Consider the following 19,118-nt stretch of genomic DNA (forward strand, 5'->3'; position numbering starts at 1 on the left):
CTATCATTTGTTATTGAAGATCGCTCTCATTAGTTTATTAAGAAGATTGTTTAATTACTTAACTCTTTAACAGAAACATCGTATTTTTGATGCCATTTCTCCCAATTTTCTTTAGGAAATTTGGCGTGATAATGTCCATTTAATAAATCAATCAATACATCAAGGCAAACGTGCCATCCAGCTAAATCTTTCGAAGTGTGATCATTTATTGTACTGATAAATTCTATTAACACCAATAAGCAACCTTCAGGTTTAGGATATAATTCGAAACGTACCCAACCGTCACCCCATTCATATTCAAAAACTTCTTTTTCTTTAAAGTCTCTTATTTTAATGTCAAAGGAATTACTTGTTACATCATTCATATTAAATTTGATAGTACCACCTTGCTTGAGGTCTACTACTTGAAGATTCGGCATCCATTTTCCTAACTTATCATTTTGAGTAATAGCAGCCCATACCTTTTCTACTGAATGTTTAAGTGGGCGATTGTAACGAGCGATGTGACCACCTTCAACTTTTTCTATTACAGCTAACATTTTTATTCCTCCTCCTCATTTAAGAATTGTTCAAGTGCATCCAACTTTTCTGACCAATACTCTCGATAAGGCTCAAGCCAGTTATCAATTTCTTTTAAAGGCTGTCCCTGTAAATGATAGATACGACTTTGAGATTCTTTGATAATTGTAACTAAACCTGCTTCCCGCAGGATTTTTAGGTGTTTCGAAACACCAGGTTGGCTTAACTTTGAAAATTCAACAATTTCATTAACAGTCCTTGGATTAATTCTTAGAAAATCAATAATTTTCCTACGGTTTGGCTCCGCTATTACTTCAAACAAATTCATCTTTACTTTTTTAGTTTGAGCAGCATTCACATTTCAGCAACCTCCCTAATATATATTTATATTTCTATATAGTTATATTACTGTATGGTTATATTAATTACAAATTATATCTTCCGTTCTTCAACAATTCTGCCCGTTTAAAAAGAAAATTAGTATCACTCTTTGACCCAACCAAAAAAGCACCCCGAAGGATGTCTGTGTTCTAAATTAAATATTTACTACTTCATAAAATAATTCATCTCTTACTTCGGTAAATGGAAAACCGCCCGATCCACTACTTTTACGGCTTGGATCAGCTATACCCAGATCAAGAGGATGGAGGAGTTACGGTTATTTTGCCGTAACCAGGAGTGAAGCAGTTAAATAAAGAAATCATCAGTCAATTACTGACCGCCAGTAGTATAACCTTTTCCACCTCTTTAAATACAATTTTCTTTCATTTAAGCATTTACTTTACCTTCTTGAACTCAAGCCTCCGATTGTTGAACTAGCACCATCCTAAGGATTTATTTGATATTAGATTCATCCTTTAGCTGATTCACCACCATCTATAACCATAACGTGCCCATTTATATATGAAGCTTGATCAGAGCATAACCAAATGGCAGAGTCAGCTATTTCGTTTGGATTTCCAATTCTTCCTTGAGGAATATCTGATTCAGTTTGGCTTTCAGTAACTCCTGTTTCCATAAATACCTTTTCTAATAAAGGTGTGCGGATCGCACCAGGACAGATAACATTAATACGTATATTTGATTTCGCATATTCAAGTGCTGAAGACTTTGTTAGACTAATAACTCCAGCTTTACTTGCAGCATAAGCTGATGCAGTCGGAGTTCCTCCTAAACCATTAATCGATGAGATATTTACAATATTTCCGTAACCTTGCTTTAGCATCTGTTGTATCTGAAATTTCATACATAGCCATACACCTTTAAGATTAGTAGTGATAACTGTATCAAAATCATCTTGTGTAATATCAGCAATTGGTGCAATACTTCCTATTACTCCCGCAGCATTACAAGCAAAATCCAGACTTCCAAAACTATCTACGGTAAATTGAATTAATTTTTCAACCTGTTCATAAGAACTCACATCGGTTTGAAATGAAAGAGCTTCTCCCCCCATTTCTCGAATTAAGTTCTGAGTTTCTTTAATGGTTTTAGGTGATCTTCCTGCCACAACTACTTTTGATCCTTGATTAGCAAAATTTATAGCTATAGCCCTTCCGATCCCTGAACCCCCACCTGTGACTAAAGCTACCTTATTTATAAATGAATTCATTTCCCCCCACCTTTCTTACCTTTAGGATATTTTCAGTAATTAATTTTATGACCAATACTACTCGTTAGTTAAATGAGAAAATCATACTCTTTAACAGAGCCTTAATAAAAGGAATTTGTGTGCTTTTCTCCTTACTGTACAGTTTTTATTAAACGCTCATCAAACGTTTTTCTTATTCAACTAAACTGCCACGATAGTGACATAAAAAAAGCTGCCCACAATGACAGCCAGATGTGTTTAGCTCTTGCACCCGTTAATGTAAGTGCACTTTTTCACAATTTTCCTATAAAGAATTCTTATTTTCAGTTTCCCCAAAAAGCTTAATTCTTTCACCAATTTCATCCCGTACACGTCGGAAGAATGCCCATTTTTGTTCGTCAGTTCCTTCTGCTTTTGCAGGATCATCAAAACCCCAGTGAACTCGTTTTACTTTTGGAGGTGTAGCAGGACAGTGTTCTTCTGCATGTCCGCATAATGTTACGACTAAATCTGCATTTTTAAGAATTTCAGGGTCGATTACATCAGATGTATGATTTGAAATATCAATTCCCACTTCTTTCATTGCTTTTACCGCATTTGGGTTCAACCCATGTGCTTCAAGCCCTGCACTTTTTACTTCCCATTCCTCACGCAAATATCTTTTAGCCCAACCTTCTGCCATTTGGCTTCGACAAGAATTGCCCGTACATAAGAAATAGATTGTTTTTTTAGTCATGATGTTTTCTCCTTATTTTTCATGTAGTATTTTATAAATGATTGCTGCACAGCTTGCCCCTAATATGGTTGCTACAATATACACCCATAAACATTGTGTAGTTCCTGATACGATTGCTGGTCCAATTGACCTTGCTGGATTCATTGATGCACCGCAAATTGGACCTGCAAACATAGCTTCTAAGCCTACTGTAGCACCAATAGCAACTCCTGCAAATGATTTTACTGCTTTTCCATGAACGGCTGAACCGAATATAACCATCATCAAGAAGAAGGTGAGGATAAATTCTAAAATAAACGATTGTTCCCATGAACCTCTTGGTAAGGTAGCACCTAATGAAGCAACGTTTCCAAATAAACATAATAAGGTTGCACTCGCAATAATACCTGCAATTAATTGAGTAATAATGTAATTTAGTGCTTCAATCTTGTTTATATCCCTATGGATAAAAAAACCTATTGTAACCGCAGGATTAAAATGGGCACCTGATATATACCCAAACGTGTAAATTAAAGCCATAACTACAAGCCCAAATGTTAAGGCAATCCCGACATGTGTTAAACTTTTTGTTACATCATCAATTACAACGGCACCTGTACCAGCGAATACTAAGAAGTATGTTCCTAAAAATTCTGCAATTAATTTCTTTCTCATCTGTACCAACCTATTCGGATTTTTAATCTAGCAGCATTGATTATTTGAAGTAACAGGAGTATTTACACAGCAACTTTCAGACTTTATGCTGTGAATTTCACTGTTTTCTTTTGTGTAGAAAAATTCCCATTCGTTTCCGTCAGGGTCAGTAACCCAAAATTTATCTTGTACCGCATAACAGCAAGTTGTGTTCATTTCCTCTCGTGCAAAGAAACCCTCTTTTTCTAATCTTTCCTTATGGGATACAATTTCTTCGGCTGTTTCCACTTGAAAACCAAAATGATTGACTTGATTTCCGTTCACTTCATCTCGAACATTAAGTGTAAAGTTAAGTCCGGGGGTCTTTAATAAAAATTTTGCATAGTCCTCTTTTACTTTTACTGGAGATACACCAAATACTTTTTGGTAAAAGGTAATCGATTTTTCTAAATTTGTAATATTGATTCCCACGTGAACGTATTTCATATTCAATTCCTCCCTAAGTGTTTTATTTAATCAAATAAATTTGATTTATAACCTAAAAAAATTAGCAACAACTTCCCTTACCAGTTTTTCTAAATATGCAACATAGTTCTTCTGAGAGTAGATTGTTTACTTCTGTATCATTCAAATCATAATAACTCCATGTACCTTTTGTCTCTTTTACAATTAGACCTGCATCCAACAAAATTTTTAAATGGTAGGATAACTTAGATTGTGGCATTTCAAATATCTCTGTTAGATCGCATACACATGTTTGACCTCTTTGGCAAAGGGCATACATGATTTCCAATCGCTTACTTTCAGCTAACGCTTTAAACTTCTTTTCATACTCCTGTAACTGTTGTACTATTTTGGTCATTTGTCATTTCCTTTCATCAATTTTTTTTGATGTTTTTATTATATGTGTGATTTTATTTATAATGCAATATTTAAATTCAAAAAATATTATATGATTATTTATATTTTGTACTCGAAAATAGAACCCGTTAGCTTTTGCTAGCGGGCTGGGTTTTGGAGTAGAAAAACTTCATTCACATACCAATTCGCACCTTAATTAGCAATAATTAACACCAGAAAACGCACAGTGATTGGTTTCCTGGGCGTTTTCCACCCTTATAAAATCATATGTTTGAATTTTTTCAATGTTTTATGGGTAGTTATGTTAAACTACTAAAAATGAGAATCTTTTGGAGGTTTACACTTATATCGGAGGCGTTAATTATGACTCAACTTGCACTAACAATGTATGACTATCATGTTTGGGCAAATCAAACACTATTTAATTGATTAAAAGAGCTATCTAATGATGTTTATCATCAAGAAATTCAAAGCGTTTTTCCCACTATATCCAATGTGGTTTCTCACATGTATATCGTTGATCAACTTTGGTTTCACATTATTTCTGGTAAAAACATGCCAGAAGCATTGGAAATAGACAAACAATCAGGGGAAGGAAAAGATATTGAAGAAATGGATAGGTTATTTTACAACTTATCACAAAAATATAAAGAAGTTCTAAACAAGCAAAATGATTTTGAAAAGATAGTCGTACTGGACATTCCATGGGAAGGAAAAAAGGAAACGAGTCTTTCTGAAATGGTCATGCACATTGTCACTCATGCAACTTATCACAGGGGAAATATCACTTCGATGTTACGCCAAATGGGTTATCCATCTGTCACAACTGACCTTACGCGTTACTGGTACTCGGAACAAAATTAAGTACTGTATATGGTGTATAACAAGCCTATATAAACTCCTAAATAAAGAATAGACCGATTGTTACTTTTTATAAAATGGTAAAAATAGATAATGGCTTCTTGGTAGGGTAAAAAGATGTAAAAGAAAGACACACTATTTTTTCATTATGAAAAGAAGTGTATAGTACAAAATAAGAAACAGAAAACTAGTACTGTAAGGAAAAGGAGGCTAGATAAAATGTTTTTATTTATTGGGATTATCATCATTATCGTGGTAGTGTATTTTTTAATAATTAGACCATTGACTGAGCGGAATCGGCCGCAGATATACGAACCAAGAAGAAATCTTTACGAGGAGCGCCCCGATTATTATGGAAATAATCCTAATAGAATGGGCAGCTGGAATGGTATGGGCGGCTCAGGAATGGGCCGGTTCGGCACCTTTGCGGGAGGGCTGGCAACGGGTGCATTACTGACATACTTATTGGAACAGGGCAGAATTGGTTTTGATCAGTACCAGTCTATGCAAAATTTGGGGGACCAGGAATTGTTGCGAGAATTACAAGACCAAAATATTTTGCAGCAGGACGAAATTAATCAACTGCGGGAGGATATCGATTCCCGGCACGATGACGGCGGGCAGAATGATTGGAATCAAGATAACGAGGATCAACGTAATGATAGAAGAGATGACAATTCCTATGGTCCTCAGGATGACAATAATTTTGATTATGGGAATGATAACTCGGATGATAACTGGGTGTAGTGAAAGAAAAGATATTCTGTAAGATAATAGGGCTCTGTCATTTTCAGGGTAAAGGATTTCAGCAACTTCCCTTTACCCAAAACATTGAAATAACAGAGCCTTGCTTTACCCATCTTGTTTAGAGTGAATGATTGTGTATCTCTATTCCGGTTATTTGGACGGCATGTATGCTGACAAGACTTCACCAAGACCATGCAGATTAAGAGAATGAAGCCAAACCGTACCTTCTCCTGTAAGCTTTGCTAAAAAGAGGCCATCCCCTCCAAGAAACATGTTTTTAAAACCTTTCAAACGCTGAACCTCAAATCGTACGTTGGAGTCGAAGGCAGCTAAGTGTCCGGGATGAACAAGAATGGTTTCTCCGGGTTCGAGGTGAACTTCATTGACTTCCCCATCCACAGAAATAAACGCAAGGCCACTTCCGTGCAATTGATTATAAATTAACCCATTTCCTCCAAAGAAGCCTGTGAACCCCAAATTCCCTATAATGTCCAATTTAACCGATTCTTCAGCACACAGAAAGCTGTGGCGCTGAACCTGAATGGAATGATAGTTTTCCATTTGGAGAGGCACAATATGACCGGGCATGCGAGTACTAAAGGACACATGTCCATCGCGGTCTTTTGCTTTAAAGTGATTTAACACAGCACTGTTGCCTGTTACCACTCGTTTAAACGCACCCGTTATCCCGCCTGTAAAATTGGTTTCGAGTTCAATGGAAGAAGCCATTGACAAAAGAGACCCTGCTTCACTATAAATCTTTTCCCCTTCCTCTAACTGTATATATAAAGCTTGCATGACGGTGCCTTTAATTTCATATTGCATAGCCATTCCTCCTGAATTGTGAACCATTGATGTGATGATTTTACTTATATACGTTTGCTTTCTATAAAAAGTTTCCTAATTTTTTTGGTAGAAGAAAATCTTTTCTCCCCTGTTCGTTCCTTAACACAGGTTGCTTCTTTGCTTTTGCTAAAATTATTTCAATAAGAAAAAAACAAACGACCACGAATTAGATTCTGAAAAAAGGAAGCATCATATCATAACCTTGGTATATTGTATTTTCTGCCTAGTCTAAATATGAAACGAATATGCACGTCTGTAAATTACCTGGCTAAATGAAAGATTATCTAACTATATAAACGGGTATAGTTGAGATAGCTATTGAGCTGTCATGAACATTTCATGGTGGCCCAATGGTAATTCTCGGTAAATAGTTGGAGATGTTTTCTGTGTTACCCGAAAAGTTAACAAAGGCACTGAATAAGCAATATACAAATGAATTCCAGGCTGCTCATTCTTACATGGCCATGGCTTCATATTTCTCTCATTTAGGCTATAAAGGTTTTGCAAACTTTTGGCTGGTGCAGGCAGAAGAAGAAAGGGAGCATGCTATGAAATTTTATCACTTTCTGGTCTCTTCTGAAGAACAGCCCATTTTAGGTTTATTGGAAGAACCGAAAAGTAATTTCAACAGTCCGCTAGAGGTAACCCAAAAATCATTAGAGCAAGAAAAAAGTGTCACACAAAATATTCATGCTTTAGTCGATCTGGCGAAAGAAACGAACAACCATCCTACGTTGAATTTTTTGCAATGGTTCATTGATGAACAGATGGAAGAGGAAGAATTATTCCGTGATATGATTAAAAAGCTTGAAGGCATTGACGTAGGCGGAGATTTTTTTATGATGTTAGATAAAGAGTGTGGAGAAAGAAAATGATTATCAAAAAGGATTATCCTTCTAAAAACCTTGCATTTCAAAGAAAAAATGCAAGGTTTTTAATTAATCATACGTTTGATTAATATCTCTATGTTTAGAAAAAAATGATGCCAAGCGTGGTTTTTCTTTTTTCCACCGTTATTCAAAAGCTTCATCTGTCATATTTGCTTAAGATGAGCGACAATGGAGTTCTGGACACAATAACTTTTTTGTTTATTAGTCAATATTTTAAAATAGGATGGATAAACAGGCCTTCTCCTCTTCTTTCTCTCTTTTCCCTTGTTATTTCTTCTTTTTGCATGGTCACTTTTCCATCTTTCCATGTTTCCTAGTTCATTATGGGGAAGGAAGCAAGTTTTTTAATGAAGGTATTGATATTTTTAAATACTTTTAGTTTCATTTGAACACACACTGAAGATAACTGAAAACGAAGGAAGGAACGAAAAAAATGAAGAATAGACAAAAAGAAAAGAATCTCAAACTCATCCAAGAGGCATGTGAAAAGGCTAAAAAAACGGTCTTAAATTGGTAAGTGTAAAGTAAGATACAATTCTAATGGTAAATAAAAAAGTACTTTAAAGAAGTACTTTTCTCATGCTTTCATTCTGAAACCCGAAAGTTCTAATTTGCATAACCTCTGGAAGGCTAAAAACCATTTATCCTTCAATAACCATTTCCCCTTCTCCATTTGGAACCTCGAATCCATGAAGAAATGAAAGAAATAATTCCTCTGTTATTGGAAAAGCGGCATTGGCATCAAACCGGCTGCTTCTAATCTTTAAACGTTCACGCAACTTATTCGGATGAACCTTCAAATAAATTAAACGCCATTTCCCCCCAGCCGTTTCAATTAACAGCTTATACTCATCTCTTTCAGATTTCCGCCAAAAGCTTGAGTCAACCACTACCTGCGCTTTATTATGAATGAATGTAACTAATTTATTCCGTAATCGTATATGTGCGTAATCCAGATACTCTCTATATTTTTCAATTGGATAATCTATTCCATATCGCCCATTAGAAGACCATACTTCTTCATCTATAGACAGACGTACAAACCCTGCTTTTTCTAGCTTTTGTGAGAAGGCGGTTTTTCCAGATCCAGCGATCCCACACATGATAACAACTAAGGGGTTTTGTTCATCTTTTTCTCGATTAAGTATATCTAATACATCCTTTTCCATAAGATACATCTCCCCTCTTCTCTCCATTCTTTTCCTGAGTGATATAACGTATTCTGTGCGACATGATTAGATTCCTTCTTTCACTCCTTTTTCTATAGATCAAACAGAATGAAAGAATAGCTGTTTAATTTCGTTTAGGTTACATGAAATTCGTGCAAGAGGTTCAGAATAACAAACACAACCTGCATTGTTAAATTTTTTTAAAAAAGGATGCATAGTATGATAAAACCTCATTGGCTTTTTCCTTTTAGCTTAGTGATTTGCATAGCCGCTATGTGCGAGCAAATAATAAATCAACCAACAACAAAAACGGGTTTTCACCGCAATTCTGTTCTCTTTAAAGCGGAGACCGTTTCTTTGCCAACAGAGCAAACACTAAATTACGGCGACCCAACTCCCTTGACTTCAGTAACTAATCAATCTCACGACTATCAGCACATTTTGACGAGCGGGCCTGTAACAAAACGTGAAATTGCTTTGACGTTTGATGATGCACCAGATAATGCTTTTACTCCAAAAATACTCGATATATTAAAAAGCAAGGGTGTCAAGGCAACGTTTTTTGTGGTGGGATGGAGAATGGAAGCCTATCCGGAAATCGTAAAACGAATTGTTGAAGATGGACATGTACTCGGAAATCATACCTATAGCCATGCGAATCTTCCGAAATTAAATGATGACTCATTCCAACAACAGATTATGAAGACGGACAATCTCATTGAAAAATTCACAGGGTTTGCCCCCAATATTGTCAGGCCCCCTTATGGAAACATTACCAATAAACAAATCCATTGGTTAGGAAGTCAAAAAAAATATGTTGTGAATTGGAATGTGGACTCTTTAGATTGGAAGGGATTAACGGGCGAACAAGTGGCAGCGAATGTTCTATTACATGTTCACCCCGGGTCCATTATTTTACAACACTCAGGGACTGGTAAAGGTGGAGACTTATCGGGAACAGTAAATGCCTTGCCAACCATAATTGACAAGCTCAAAAGCGAGGGATTTGAATTAGTAACCATACCAGAATTATTGGGGATTCCAGCTCCATAATGGTTAAGTAAAGCTTAGTTCAGTGAATTGTATAAAGCAGGATGCATTAAGCTAGTTCGATTTGATCTCTAAACGATGCAGTAATTGGAAAAAACAAACAAAAAAACCAGCCTTGTTTAGATGGAAGGCCGGTCAAGTTCATACAGCTTACGATAGTGTTCATTGCTTTCAAGGAGTTCTTGATGCGTTCCCCTCATCGTAATTTGGCCGTTTTGCATAAAAAGAATTTCATCCATTTGCTCCATTCCTACCAGGTGATGGGTGATCCAAATGAGTGTTTTTCCTTTTAATGTTTCAAATATGGTGGCCAACAAGGCACGTTCTGTAATGGAATCAAGGCCTACAGTCGGCTCATCCAGCATTACGATGGGAGTATTTTGCAAAAGAATCCGGGCAAGAGCAATTCTGTGCCGTTCTCCACCGGAAAATCTTTGTCCTGTTTCCTCCATAGACGTTTGATATCCTTCTGGGAGAGACTTAATCAATTCGTGTAATTTCACCTGTTTCATAACGCTGTATACTTCTTCTGTTGTTGCGTCTTCTTTTGCAAGGAGTAAATTATTTGCCACACTTGTATTGAAAAGGTAAGGATTTTGATTTAATACCGAAATCAATTTAGGAAAATCATTTTTCATAAGATCTATGGGTATTTCGTTGATGGTAATGGTACCTTTTGTTGGGGAGGCAATCCCTTGAAATAATTTCAACAACGTGGTTTTACCTGCCCCGCTTTTACCAATAATGGCAATCTTTTTGCCCTGCTTAACAGATAATGTGATATCCTGTAACACGTCTTTATCGCTGTCGCCGTATTTAAAAGAGAGGTTTTCTGCTTTTATTGAAACAGCATCCGGAACACATTCCAATGGCTGACTTGCTGTCTCTTCAACGAGCAGCATATTTTCTAGTTCTATTATACGTTTTAATGATTCTTCATAACGAGGCCATTTTTCTAATGCGTTGGCAACTGGCACAACGGCCTCTGACAATGGGAAAATGACCAAGACAAACGCGGCAATGAATACTCCGGGAATTTGGTGCTGCTGAAAAAGTAATGAAGAAAAAACGATTGCCGTGACAATCATTGCAGCCACGATGATTTGAGCAATAAATTCCCGATAATATGTCCACTCTTTCGTATGTCCTTCTTTTTTATCCAAGCTCTCTTCCAGTTTAGCATAGCTCTGGAAAAAGCGTTTTTTTTGACCGCTCAGGATCCAGTCGCTTATACCAAGTACTGCATCCGTCACGTGTTGATAAAGTGTATCTTTTTGCTGTTTATATGCTTGATGGGCCGCTCTCACATGCAGCATCGAAAAGAGAGGCATTGCAATGACTAATATAAATAAATAGACAGCCATTAAAATAGCAAAAGAGGCACTAAAATAACCCAAGGCAATAACGGAAAATATATAAATAAGAATGGCAGCGGCAGCAGGCAATATCGTCCTTAAATATAAATCCTGGAGAGCCTCAATATCCTCAGCCAACACACCAAGTACTTCCCCGGTTTTAAACTGTACGGAATCCCGAATGATATGAGGCTCAATTAATTGGTACAGGCGTGATCTCATGTTGGCTAAAACCCGGAGAATCCAATCATGGCTGACCAAACGCTCAGAATACCGGAATACAGACCGTCCTATTCCAAACGTCCTCACCAATACAATAGGAACATATACCAGCAAAATGTTATCCGGGCGCAGTGAGGATTTTGAAATCAAGTACCCCGATGTAAACAACAGGGCACACGCGGATCCAATGGTTAACAGGCTTAACAAAAGGATGCCGCTTAAGCGATATTTATATTGTTTTACATATGGCAGTATCCAATCGCGGTATTTCATACAAGTTCCTCCATTTGTGATTGTATTAATCGGTAATAGGCGCCCTTATGTGCAATTAATTCATCATGTGATCCCTGCTCTACAATTCTCCCTTGCTCTAAAACGATAATCCTATCCATTTCTTTCATCCAATGTAAGCGGTGTGTAGCGAAAAATAGTAATCGATTCTCAGCTAATTTAAGCAAAACTTTTTTTAATTCGTATTCTGTTTCAATATCCAGATGAGCAGTCGGTTCATCGAATAATAATACGGGGCGATTACTAAGAAATGCACGGGAAACGGCTATCCGCTGTGCCTGGCCGCCGCTCAATGGTCTGCCCCCTTCTCCAATCCTTTCATCCATACCACGGGGTAATTGATGGACAAAGTCCTTTAAGCCGGCTTGTTCAATCGCCCACATCACTTCTTCATCTGATGCTTCTGGTCGGTAAAAACAGATATTCTCTTTTACGGTACCTTGAAAAATGAACGGATGCTGCGGAATATACGTTGTTTGTTTCTGCCATGCCCCTTCATGAAGGAAAACGTGCTCATTATCGATGTTCACGGAACCTGAAGAAGGCGATAAAAACCCGCTCAAAACATCAATGAGTGTTGATTTTCCCGCGCCACTTGTTCCGATGATGCCTATTTTTTTCGCACCTTCCACGGTAAACGACACATCTTTTAAAGAAGCCTCTCCATTGTTGTCATGTAATACAGAAAGCCGTTTGACTGTCAGGGTGCTTTTTGAAGACCATATACTTTCAGGCTTGTCTAGAATTTCTTCTTTTTTATTCTTTAATAGGGCCAAGATCCGATCGCCTGCTTCTTTCCCATCCAGCGTAGCATGATAATCATTTCCCACTTCCCGAACGGGCAAAAAATATTCAGGGGCTAAAAGTAGAATGAGCAAAGCCGGCTGTAACAATAAAGAGCCATTAATGAGACGTAAACCAAGGGTCACGGCAATAACAGCGACAGAAAGCATTGTGAAAAAATCAAGCGCAAAGGTGGAAAGAAAAGCAATGCGAAGAGTACTCATCGTTGACTTACGGTATTGATCGCTAACTTTATTCACCGTTTCGATATGTGATTTACTTCTTCCCAGATATTTTAATGTTTCCAATCCGCGTAAAGAATCGACGAAGTGGTTGGAAAGCAAACGATAAGAGCTCCATTGATCGTCTATTTTCTTTTGGGCAGCCCAGCCTAATAAAATCATAAAAATAATGAGAATGGGCATTGCAGCAAGCAGGATAACGGCAGAAAGATAGTCCTTCGTCCATATATAAATGGCAATCAGCCAGGGAGTGATACCCATTGTCACCATTTTAGGAATAAACAGCTCCAAGTAGACACGAAGCTTTTGACAGCCTTCTATGATAAAAGTAACTAGATTTCCCGTCCCCTCTTTTTTAGTAAAGCGAGGACCTAGGGAAAAAATCGTTTCCATTAGGGCTTCGCGTAGCTCTTTAACCGTTTTGGTGCTGAATCGCAAGCACACTTTTCTGATTACCAAACTCATTAACTGTCTAAAAAGAAAAGCCATTACGAAATACATAATGGCAGGTATTTGACTAGATAATGAATGATGATGGAAAAGCGCTGTAATGACTTCTGATAGCCATTTGGCTTGAAATATAATTGCCAATGATTGAAGAAAAACCAATCCTGCTACTGCTATGAGTACTGTTTTTATCCCTTTGTAGGCCATTATATTTGTTTTCATTAGTATTCCATACGCTCCTTATGATTGACGCGTTTTCTAAAAACATAGTAGCTCCAAATCTGATACCCCAAAACAAAAGGCAAAAGTGTCAGTGAGAGATACGTGATGATTTTTAACGAATAGCTACTGGATGAAGCGTTATGAATCGTTAGGTCATACTGACTGCTAATCGAACTAATCAAAACGTTTGGAAATAAACCAATAAAAACGGAAGCGATGAGCAAAATAAGAGTGAAGCCGGACATAACGAAAGACCAGCCATCCCGTTTTTTGGTAAGAAAGAATCCAGCCAGTAAATACACAAGAACACCAAGAATAAATAAGGATTCCAGCAGCATCCCGTGATGAGCGAAAACATCCGTCGAAAAGAATGTCATCAATATGAATACCAGTAAGAATAAAGCGTTTATAGGCAATAATTTTTTTGCAGCTCTCCGACATCGGTCACGCAGGTCATCAACTGTGCGAAGGGTGGCAAAAATCAACCCGTGCCATAAGCATAAAACCGTAAGCGTGATGCCGCCTAGTAGAGTGTAAACATTTACTACATCCGTGAAGTGTAAATGGATATTCATCTGTTTATCTAGAGGAATTCCTTTAAGAAAGGCAGCAAACACGATCCCCAAGATCATAGGCGGGAGCATGCTTCCAAAAAATATAATCCAATCCCATGTATTTCTCCAAGCCTTGCTTTCTGATTTTCCTCTAAATTCAAATGCTACCCCTCTGCCGATCAAGGCAAGAAGCAAAAAGACAAAAGGCAAATAAAATCCACTGAGAAGAGAAGCATACCAATTTGGAAATGCTGCAAACATTGCCCCTACAGCGGTTATAAGCCATACCTCATTGGCATCCCAAAATGGGCCAATCGTATTAATAAATGCCCTGCGCTCTATATCATTTTTTGCAACAAAACGACTCGACATCCCGATACCAAAGTCAAATCCTTCTAGAAAAACAAAACCGACAAACAATACAGCAATGAGTAAGAACCAAAGCGCATTAAGAGATAGCATGGTATCCCTCCTTCGTAAATGGATCATGAATAACCGATGTATGATCCTCTTCATGTACAGGCCCTTTTTTAATTTCCCGAACGAATAGAGTGACCATCACAGCAAATAAAATAAGATAAGAAACGGAAAAAGCAATAATCGAGAACAAAAGTTCACCTGCAGTTACATTAGGTGAGACAGCAGCCTGTGTTTTCATATAGCCGAAGACTACCCATGGTTGACGGCCGATTTCTGTCATAATCCATCCTGTAGAACTTCCAATAAACGGAAAAGTGATCGCTGCAACCATGATGCGCAAAAACCATTTGCTTTGCTGCAATTTCTTTCTAACCAGCAAGTAGGTTCCCCAAACCGCCAAAAAGGCCAATCCTCCACCTAAAACAGCCATTATCCGAAAACTCCAGAAAGCAGTTCGCACTGGCGGGAGATAGTTTCCCGGTCCGTAAAGCTCGGTGTATTTTTTCTGGAGTTCATTCATCCCAACTACCGAACCGTTAAATTTTCCATACGATAAAAAGCTTAATAGATACGGAATTTCAACTTCAGCGGTATTTTTTTTATGTGCTTGATCAATATTGGCTGTCACCGTCCAAGCTCCAGGGTTGCCGCTGTTTTGCCATAAACCTTCACTTGCAGCCATTTTCATTGGTTGTGTTTCAACTAAATACTGTGCTTGTTCATGTCCGGATAAAGTAATGCCAATCCCGGAAAACAATCCAACGATGATGGCAACTTGAAAGGACTTTTTATAGAATGCAACATGTTTTTTCTTCAACAGCATTATGGCACTAATACCTGTAATAAAGAATGCACCTGTTGCAAAGGATCCCAAAATGGTATGCGGGAATTCTACCCAAAGCTGACCGTTCGTTAAAAGTGCTAAGAAATTATTCATTTCTAAACGACCGTGTCTTAAAACAGCACCTACTGGATGCTGCATAAAGGAGTTAGCCGTCAGGATAAAGAATGCAGAGCACATTGTGCCAATGCATACCAGCCAAATACATAGGCAATGAACCCATTTCGGCAAACGATCCCATCCGAAAATCCAAAGGCCTAGGAAAGTGGATTCCATGAAAAATGCCAGTAAGGCTTCAATGGCAAGCGGTGCTCCAAATACGTCGCCCACAAACCTGGAATACTCAGACCAGTTCATCCCAAATTGAAATTCCTGCAGAATCCCCGTTACTACCCCTACTGCAAAATTGATTAAAAATAAGTGTCCCCAAAACTTTGCCAATTTTTTGTACTGCTCGTCTTTTTTTATGACATATAAAGTTTCCATAATGGAAATAAGAAAAACGAGCCCGATAGAAAGCGGAACAAAAAGAAAGTGAAACAAAGTGGTGGATGCGAATTGTATACGTGAAAGAAATACAGTATCCATTGTCATAGCTCCTTTTATTAAAGAGTTTGTGAACAATTTCACATAAATATGTTCAATGTTTCACAAACTTTGTGTTACTACTATTATATGCCTTGTGTACATAAACTGAAGATAAAAATTTGAACAACGAACGACAAAACCTTGTCAATTATGTGAAAACGTGAAGACTTAAAGATAAATCCTCATACATTGGTAGTTTTCCCCACCTAGTACATTCTTTTTTAAACTAAATAGGATCCATACAATTTAAGTTTATGGATCCTATATTTGCTTTTGACACGTCATTCATTAGATAGATAATGAAACAGAATTTCGTAGCATCACAATCATTCAGCGAATCAATTCTGTTTGTAATACTGGAAAAAACGTATAAGCTAGAATAATGCTGATAATAGCAGCTACGACCATTGCTAAGCTTGCAAATGTTCCTTCCAGTTCCCCCATTTCAAATGCTTTTGATGTTCCAGCACCATGCGCTCCCATCCCAAGCAGCAGTCCTTTGGCAGTGGAAGACCGAATACCAATCAATCGAATTAACAAAGGACCTACTACTGTTCCTGCAAGCCCGGTAACGATGACAAAAACAGCCGTCAAGGTCGGTACCCCTCCTATGGTTTTAGAAATGTCCATGGCAATAGGGGTCGTGATAGAACGCGGTACCAAGCTATTAATTAACGAAGGACTTAGTTTAACCCATACTGCAAAAAGAAAGGAAGAAGCAATGGCTGTCAAAGAGCCTACAATGAGACTGATAATGATCTCAACCACATGTTTTTTTAGCAGTTGGTAATGCTTATACATCGGGACAGCAAATGCAACGGTTGCTGGTCCTAAAAGCTTTGTGAGCCACTGTGCGCCACTGTTGTAAGTAGAATAAGATGTATGGGAGATCAATAACATTATGATTAAGATAAGGGGACAAATTAAAATGGGTGTGAGTAAAAGAGATTTTCTTTTTTTATATAGCTTTTTGCATAAAACAAAGATGGCTGCAGTCAGGATCAAACTAGCGATTGGCAGAAGGTGTTCCACGTTTTCCACCCCTTCTAAATTTAGATAAAATTTCAGCTGATATTCCAGTGAATGTCATGACGAATAAGGTGCTCACTAAAATGACCAATACAATTTTAATTCCTTGAAGTCCCATAATCTCTTTGTATTGAATAATCCCCACTGCAGAGGGCACGAAGAACAAAAGAAGTTCCGATAAAAGCCAAGCAGCTCCTAAATCCACCCACTCTACTTTAACTATTTTTAACGCCAGTAATCCAAACAGCAAAAATAAGCCGAATATACTTCCTGGTATAGGTACATGCAGAGTGCTTGACAGCACGTTTCCAATGAGGAAAAGGATGTAAAAAAAGCACACCTGCCATACCATTTTCATAACTTTCATTTTCACTCACAACCTTTTGGTATTGTGAAATGGATCACAATTTTTTTAAAAAAAGAGCCGTCTTTCTATGGACGACTCTTTCACTTTGCACTCCGCTGTCCTCACCCTAAAATCAAAATAATGCGTTTTAGAGCTCAGTGTGTTCTGGGACCTGTACATGTCGCTGGTTGAATACCTTTTTAGCCACTGAAAGAGCATTCAGTACACGCTGGAACCCTGTATAAGGAATCAATTGAATGATAGCTTCCACTACTTCTTCCGGTGTTAAACCGGAAGTAAGTGCTGTATTAAGATGAAGTTCCATCTGTGGTTCGGTTCCTTGAGTGATGAGTGAAGAGATGGTGACAAGTGCCCTTTGTTGATTGCTTAAACCTGTCGGGAGTATATGTCTCCATACGCAAATTCGATAATATATTTACCAACATCAGGAGCAATCTCTTCTAGATCCTCTGATTTTTTTTAGTGTGTTGAGATATCCTTGTTAGAAGTCAGTGTATATTCCATTAATTTGTCTAAACCTTGATGTAAGCGATCTTTTTCCAAAACGTTTTGCCCTCCTATTAATCATGTTTATTTGTACGTTACACTAATTCTTTTAACAACTTTTGTTGAGTTCCCTTAACACTTTCTACTGTAACTCTTATTCTTTCATTCGTAAAATTCATATAAATAATATTATCTATTCATATTAGTAATAGTTTGCGCTCAAAAGGCTAAATTATTAAGGAGTGTTTATGGATTTCTAGGCATAGCTTACCAATCATCTGTTATACAATTTGTGAAACAATTATATAGAAGATACAAGGTTATACAATAGGATGAAAAGATACCATGACATCAGATGAAATTTTTAAAAGCAACAAGCAATGACGATATAGTCATAATGATTCACATCTATCTAAGCATGTAAAAGCATACGCCATCTTTGACTGGGGATTAAATGTATGCATAAGTGACTCCCTAATTCATTCCATTAGAAATTTATTAGCACTGGAGCATTCAGCCATAATTCTTGTCACTTCTTTAATGAAAGTTCAGCTATACAATACAATTAATCATGTATTTATAAAAGCAAAAATTGTCACTTTTGGTTTGTGTTTCGTACTCACGTTGGATGATTATTAGGTTAACGTCTGAGTTTTTCCTTATACTAACGGATGTTAAGGATCTCCGTTCTTTGGAGTTCTGGCTGGAAGGATGCTCTGACACAGAATGGTGAACTCTTAAAGAGGAATTATTACTATTTGTTATAGATTTTATAAAATCAATTCATTTTACTCATATTAAGAACAGGTGTACACTGGTTATGTCGAAAACATTATTTACTAGGAGGCTTTTGAAATGGAAAAGTTGTTAGAACAAAAAGTGGCTCTGGTGCCTGGACTGCCCCTGCTCGTTTGCAATTATTCGAGCATGTACTTGCTCCAATGGCGGATCTTCCAGTGCTTGAGGTAGTACATGCTTCTCATATCTTAACAGATTTATCGCTTTCACCAGCGCTTCCGGTGTACGACTATCTTGAAGATAAGTAAAATAATCCTTAAAATTTTAAAGTAGTTAGAACAAGATTGAAAAATCTATTTCTTGATAATAGAGCTATTAACAGTGACAATCTTTTACTGAAAAATGAGTAAGAGGTTGTCTTTTTTTTTGAGGTATTGAGTATTTTCTTTAATTGAAAAGCTGCCAATATTTTTTAAAAGTAATCATCTTATAGCTGCTGTACCCTCATCTTAACATTAATCAAACGTTTGATTAATGAGAATCACTTCACTTTTCAATAAATATTTGGATATAACCCTTTTTATTTTTAGGCAATTAGGTGTATTTGGCAATTTAAAATGCTATAAATGG

General features: G+C 37.3%; 18 protein-coding genes and 3 pseudogenes. 5 read left to right on the forward strand and 16 right to left on the reverse strand.

Annotated elements, in window-relative coordinates; all coding sequences use genetic code 11:
* Positions 1–50 precede the first annotated feature (50 nt).
* The 7 genes from A5N88_RS23500 to arsR all read right to left on the reverse strand — a co-directional run bounded on the left by A5N88_RS23500 (position 51) and on the right by arsR (position 4,341).
* Entirely contained in the window at positions 51–539 is a 489-nt protein-coding gene (locus tag A5N88_RS23500) for an SRPBCC family protein (RefSeq protein WP_066271391.1), read from the reverse strand.
* Between the two features lie 2 nt (positions 540–541).
* Positions 542–877, reverse strand: a complete 336-nt coding sequence (locus A5N88_RS23505) for an ArsR/SmtB family transcription factor (RefSeq protein ID WP_232317661.1) — start codon at positions 875–877, stop codon at positions 542–544.
* A 492-nt stretch (positions 878–1,369) separates the two neighbouring features.
* Positions 1,370–2,131 carry a glucose 1-dehydrogenase gene (locus tag A5N88_RS23510; RefSeq protein ID WP_066271398.1) on the reverse strand — a complete coding sequence of 254 codons (762 nt, stop codon included), beginning with the start codon at positions 2,129–2,131 and terminating at the stop codon, positions 1,370–1,372.
* A 283-nt stretch (positions 2,132–2,414) separates the two neighbouring features.
* On the reverse strand, positions 2,415–2,846 hold the full coding sequence (arsC, locus tag A5N88_RS23515) for an arsenate reductase (thioredoxin) (protein WP_066271401.1): 432 nt from the start codon (positions 2,844–2,846) through the stop codon (positions 2,415–2,417).
* Between the two features lie 12 nt (positions 2,847–2,858).
* A complete protein-coding gene (locus A5N88_RS23520; RefSeq protein ID WP_066271403.1) occupies positions 2,859–3,500 on the reverse strand; it encodes an MIP/aquaporin family protein in 642 nt (213 codons plus the stop codon).
* 27 nt (positions 3,501–3,527) lie between these two features.
* Positions 3,528–3,965, reverse strand: coding sequence for an ArsI/CadI family heavy metal resistance metalloenzyme (locus A5N88_RS23525; protein WP_066271406.1), 438 nt, complete (start codon positions 3,963–3,965; stop codon positions 3,528–3,530).
* A 61-nt stretch (positions 3,966–4,026) separates the two neighbouring features.
* Positions 4,027–4,341, reverse strand: a complete 315-nt coding sequence (gene arsR / locus A5N88_RS23530) for an arsenical resistance operon transcriptional regulator ArsR (RefSeq protein ID WP_157090832.1) — start codon at positions 4,339–4,341, stop codon at positions 4,027–4,029.
* Between the two features lie 440 nt (positions 4,342–4,781).
* Between arsR and A5N88_RS23535 the strand changes: the two are divergent.
* Together A5N88_RS23535 and A5N88_RS23540 are read left to right on the forward strand one after the other, a co-directional pair.
* Positions 4,782–5,204 (forward strand): annotated as a pseudogene (locus A5N88_RS23535) (DinB family protein); the annotation flags it as partial.
* A gap of 216 nt (positions 5,205–5,420) precedes the next feature.
* Complete coding sequence (locus A5N88_RS23540; RefSeq protein WP_066271412.1) at positions 5,421–5,948, forward strand: hypothetical protein; 528 nt, start codon at positions 5,421–5,423, stop codon at positions 5,946–5,948.
* 150 nt (positions 5,949–6,098) lie between these two features.
* Here A5N88_RS23540 and A5N88_RS23545 read toward each other — a convergent pair whose 3' ends face one another.
* Positions 6,099–6,773: a TIGR00266 family protein gene (locus tag A5N88_RS23545; protein WP_066271415.1), complete on the reverse strand. Its 675-nt coding sequence runs from the start codon at positions 6,771–6,773 to the stop codon at positions 6,099–6,101.
* Between the two features lie 407 nt (positions 6,774–7,180).
* On the opposite strand from A5N88_RS23545, the gene A5N88_RS23550 reads away from it, so the two are divergent.
* Complete coding sequence (locus tag A5N88_RS23550) at positions 7,181–7,669, forward strand: ferritin (protein WP_066271417.1); 489 nt, start codon at positions 7,181–7,183, stop codon at positions 7,667–7,669.
* 656 nt (positions 7,670–8,325) lie between these two features.
* Here the strand turns inward: A5N88_RS23550 and A5N88_RS23555 are convergent.
* Positions 8,326–8,853 carry a P-loop nucleotide/nucleoside kinase family protein gene (locus tag A5N88_RS23555; protein ID WP_066271421.1) on the reverse strand — a complete coding sequence of 176 codons (528 nt, stop codon included), beginning with the start codon at positions 8,851–8,853 and terminating at the stop codon, positions 8,326–8,328.
* A 219-nt stretch (positions 8,854–9,072) separates the two neighbouring features.
* Here A5N88_RS23555 and A5N88_RS23560 point away from each other — a divergent pair, with 219 nt between their 5' ends.
* Positions 9,073–9,906 carry a polysaccharide deacetylase family protein gene (locus A5N88_RS23560; protein WP_328006917.1) on the forward strand — a complete coding sequence of 278 codons (834 nt, stop codon included), beginning with the start codon at positions 9,073–9,075 and terminating at the stop codon, positions 9,904–9,906.
* A gap of 116 nt (positions 9,907–10,022) precedes the next feature.
* Here the strand turns inward: A5N88_RS23560 and cydC are convergent, their stop codons facing one another.
* The 7 genes and pseudogenes from cydC to A5N88_RS23595 form a co-directional block, all read right to left on the reverse strand.
* Complete coding sequence (gene cydC / locus A5N88_RS23565; protein ID WP_066271424.1) at positions 10,023–11,753, reverse strand: thiol reductant ABC exporter subunit CydC; 1,731 nt, start codon at positions 11,751–11,753, stop codon at positions 10,023–10,025.
* Positions 11,750–13,465, reverse strand: a complete 1,716-nt coding sequence (gene cydD, locus A5N88_RS23570; RefSeq protein ID WP_066271427.1) for a thiol reductant ABC exporter subunit CydD — start codon at positions 13,463–13,465, stop codon at positions 11,750–11,752. Before cydD ends, cydC begins: the two co-directional genes overlap by 4 nt.
* Positions 13,465–14,481, reverse strand: coding sequence for a cytochrome d ubiquinol oxidase subunit II (gene cydB / locus A5N88_RS23575; RefSeq protein ID WP_066271430.1), 1,017 nt, complete (start codon positions 14,479–14,481; stop codon positions 13,465–13,467). The genes cydD and cydB overlap by 1 nt, the downstream gene beginning before the upstream one ends.
* The gene (locus tag A5N88_RS23580; protein ID WP_066271435.1) at positions 14,468–15,868 is read right to left on the reverse strand and encodes a cytochrome ubiquinol oxidase subunit I; all 1,401 of its coding nucleotides are present in this window, start codon (positions 15,866–15,868) and stop codon (positions 14,468–14,470) included. Before A5N88_RS23580 ends, cydB begins: the two co-directional genes overlap by 14 nt.
* Positions 15,869–16,198: 330 nt before the next feature.
* Complete coding sequence (locus A5N88_RS23585) at positions 16,199–16,900, reverse strand: LrgB family protein (RefSeq protein ID WP_066271436.1); 702 nt, start codon at positions 16,898–16,900, stop codon at positions 16,199–16,201.
* Positions 16,875–17,264, reverse strand: coding sequence for a CidA/LrgA family protein (locus A5N88_RS23590; protein WP_066271439.1), 390 nt, complete (start codon positions 17,262–17,264; stop codon positions 16,875–16,877). The genes A5N88_RS23585 and A5N88_RS23590 overlap by 26 nt, the downstream gene beginning before the upstream one ends.
* A gap of 127 nt (positions 17,265–17,391) precedes the next feature.
* Positions 17,392–17,768, reverse strand: a pseudogene (locus A5N88_RS23595) (carboxymuconolactone decarboxylase family protein).
* An 869-nt stretch (positions 17,769–18,637) separates the two neighbouring features.
* Between A5N88_RS23595 and A5N88_RS24585 the strand changes: the two are divergent.
* Positions 18,638–18,796: pseudogene (locus tag A5N88_RS24585) on the forward strand (acetoacetate decarboxylase family protein); the annotation flags it as partial.
* Positions 18,797–19,118 lie beyond the last annotated feature (322 nt).

Origin of the sequence: Heyndrickxia acidicola, from assembly GCF_001636425.1 — a bacterium.
GTDB classification, from domain to species: domain Bacteria; phylum Bacillota; class Bacilli; order Bacillales; family Bacillaceae_C; genus Bacillus_AE; species Bacillus_AE acidicola.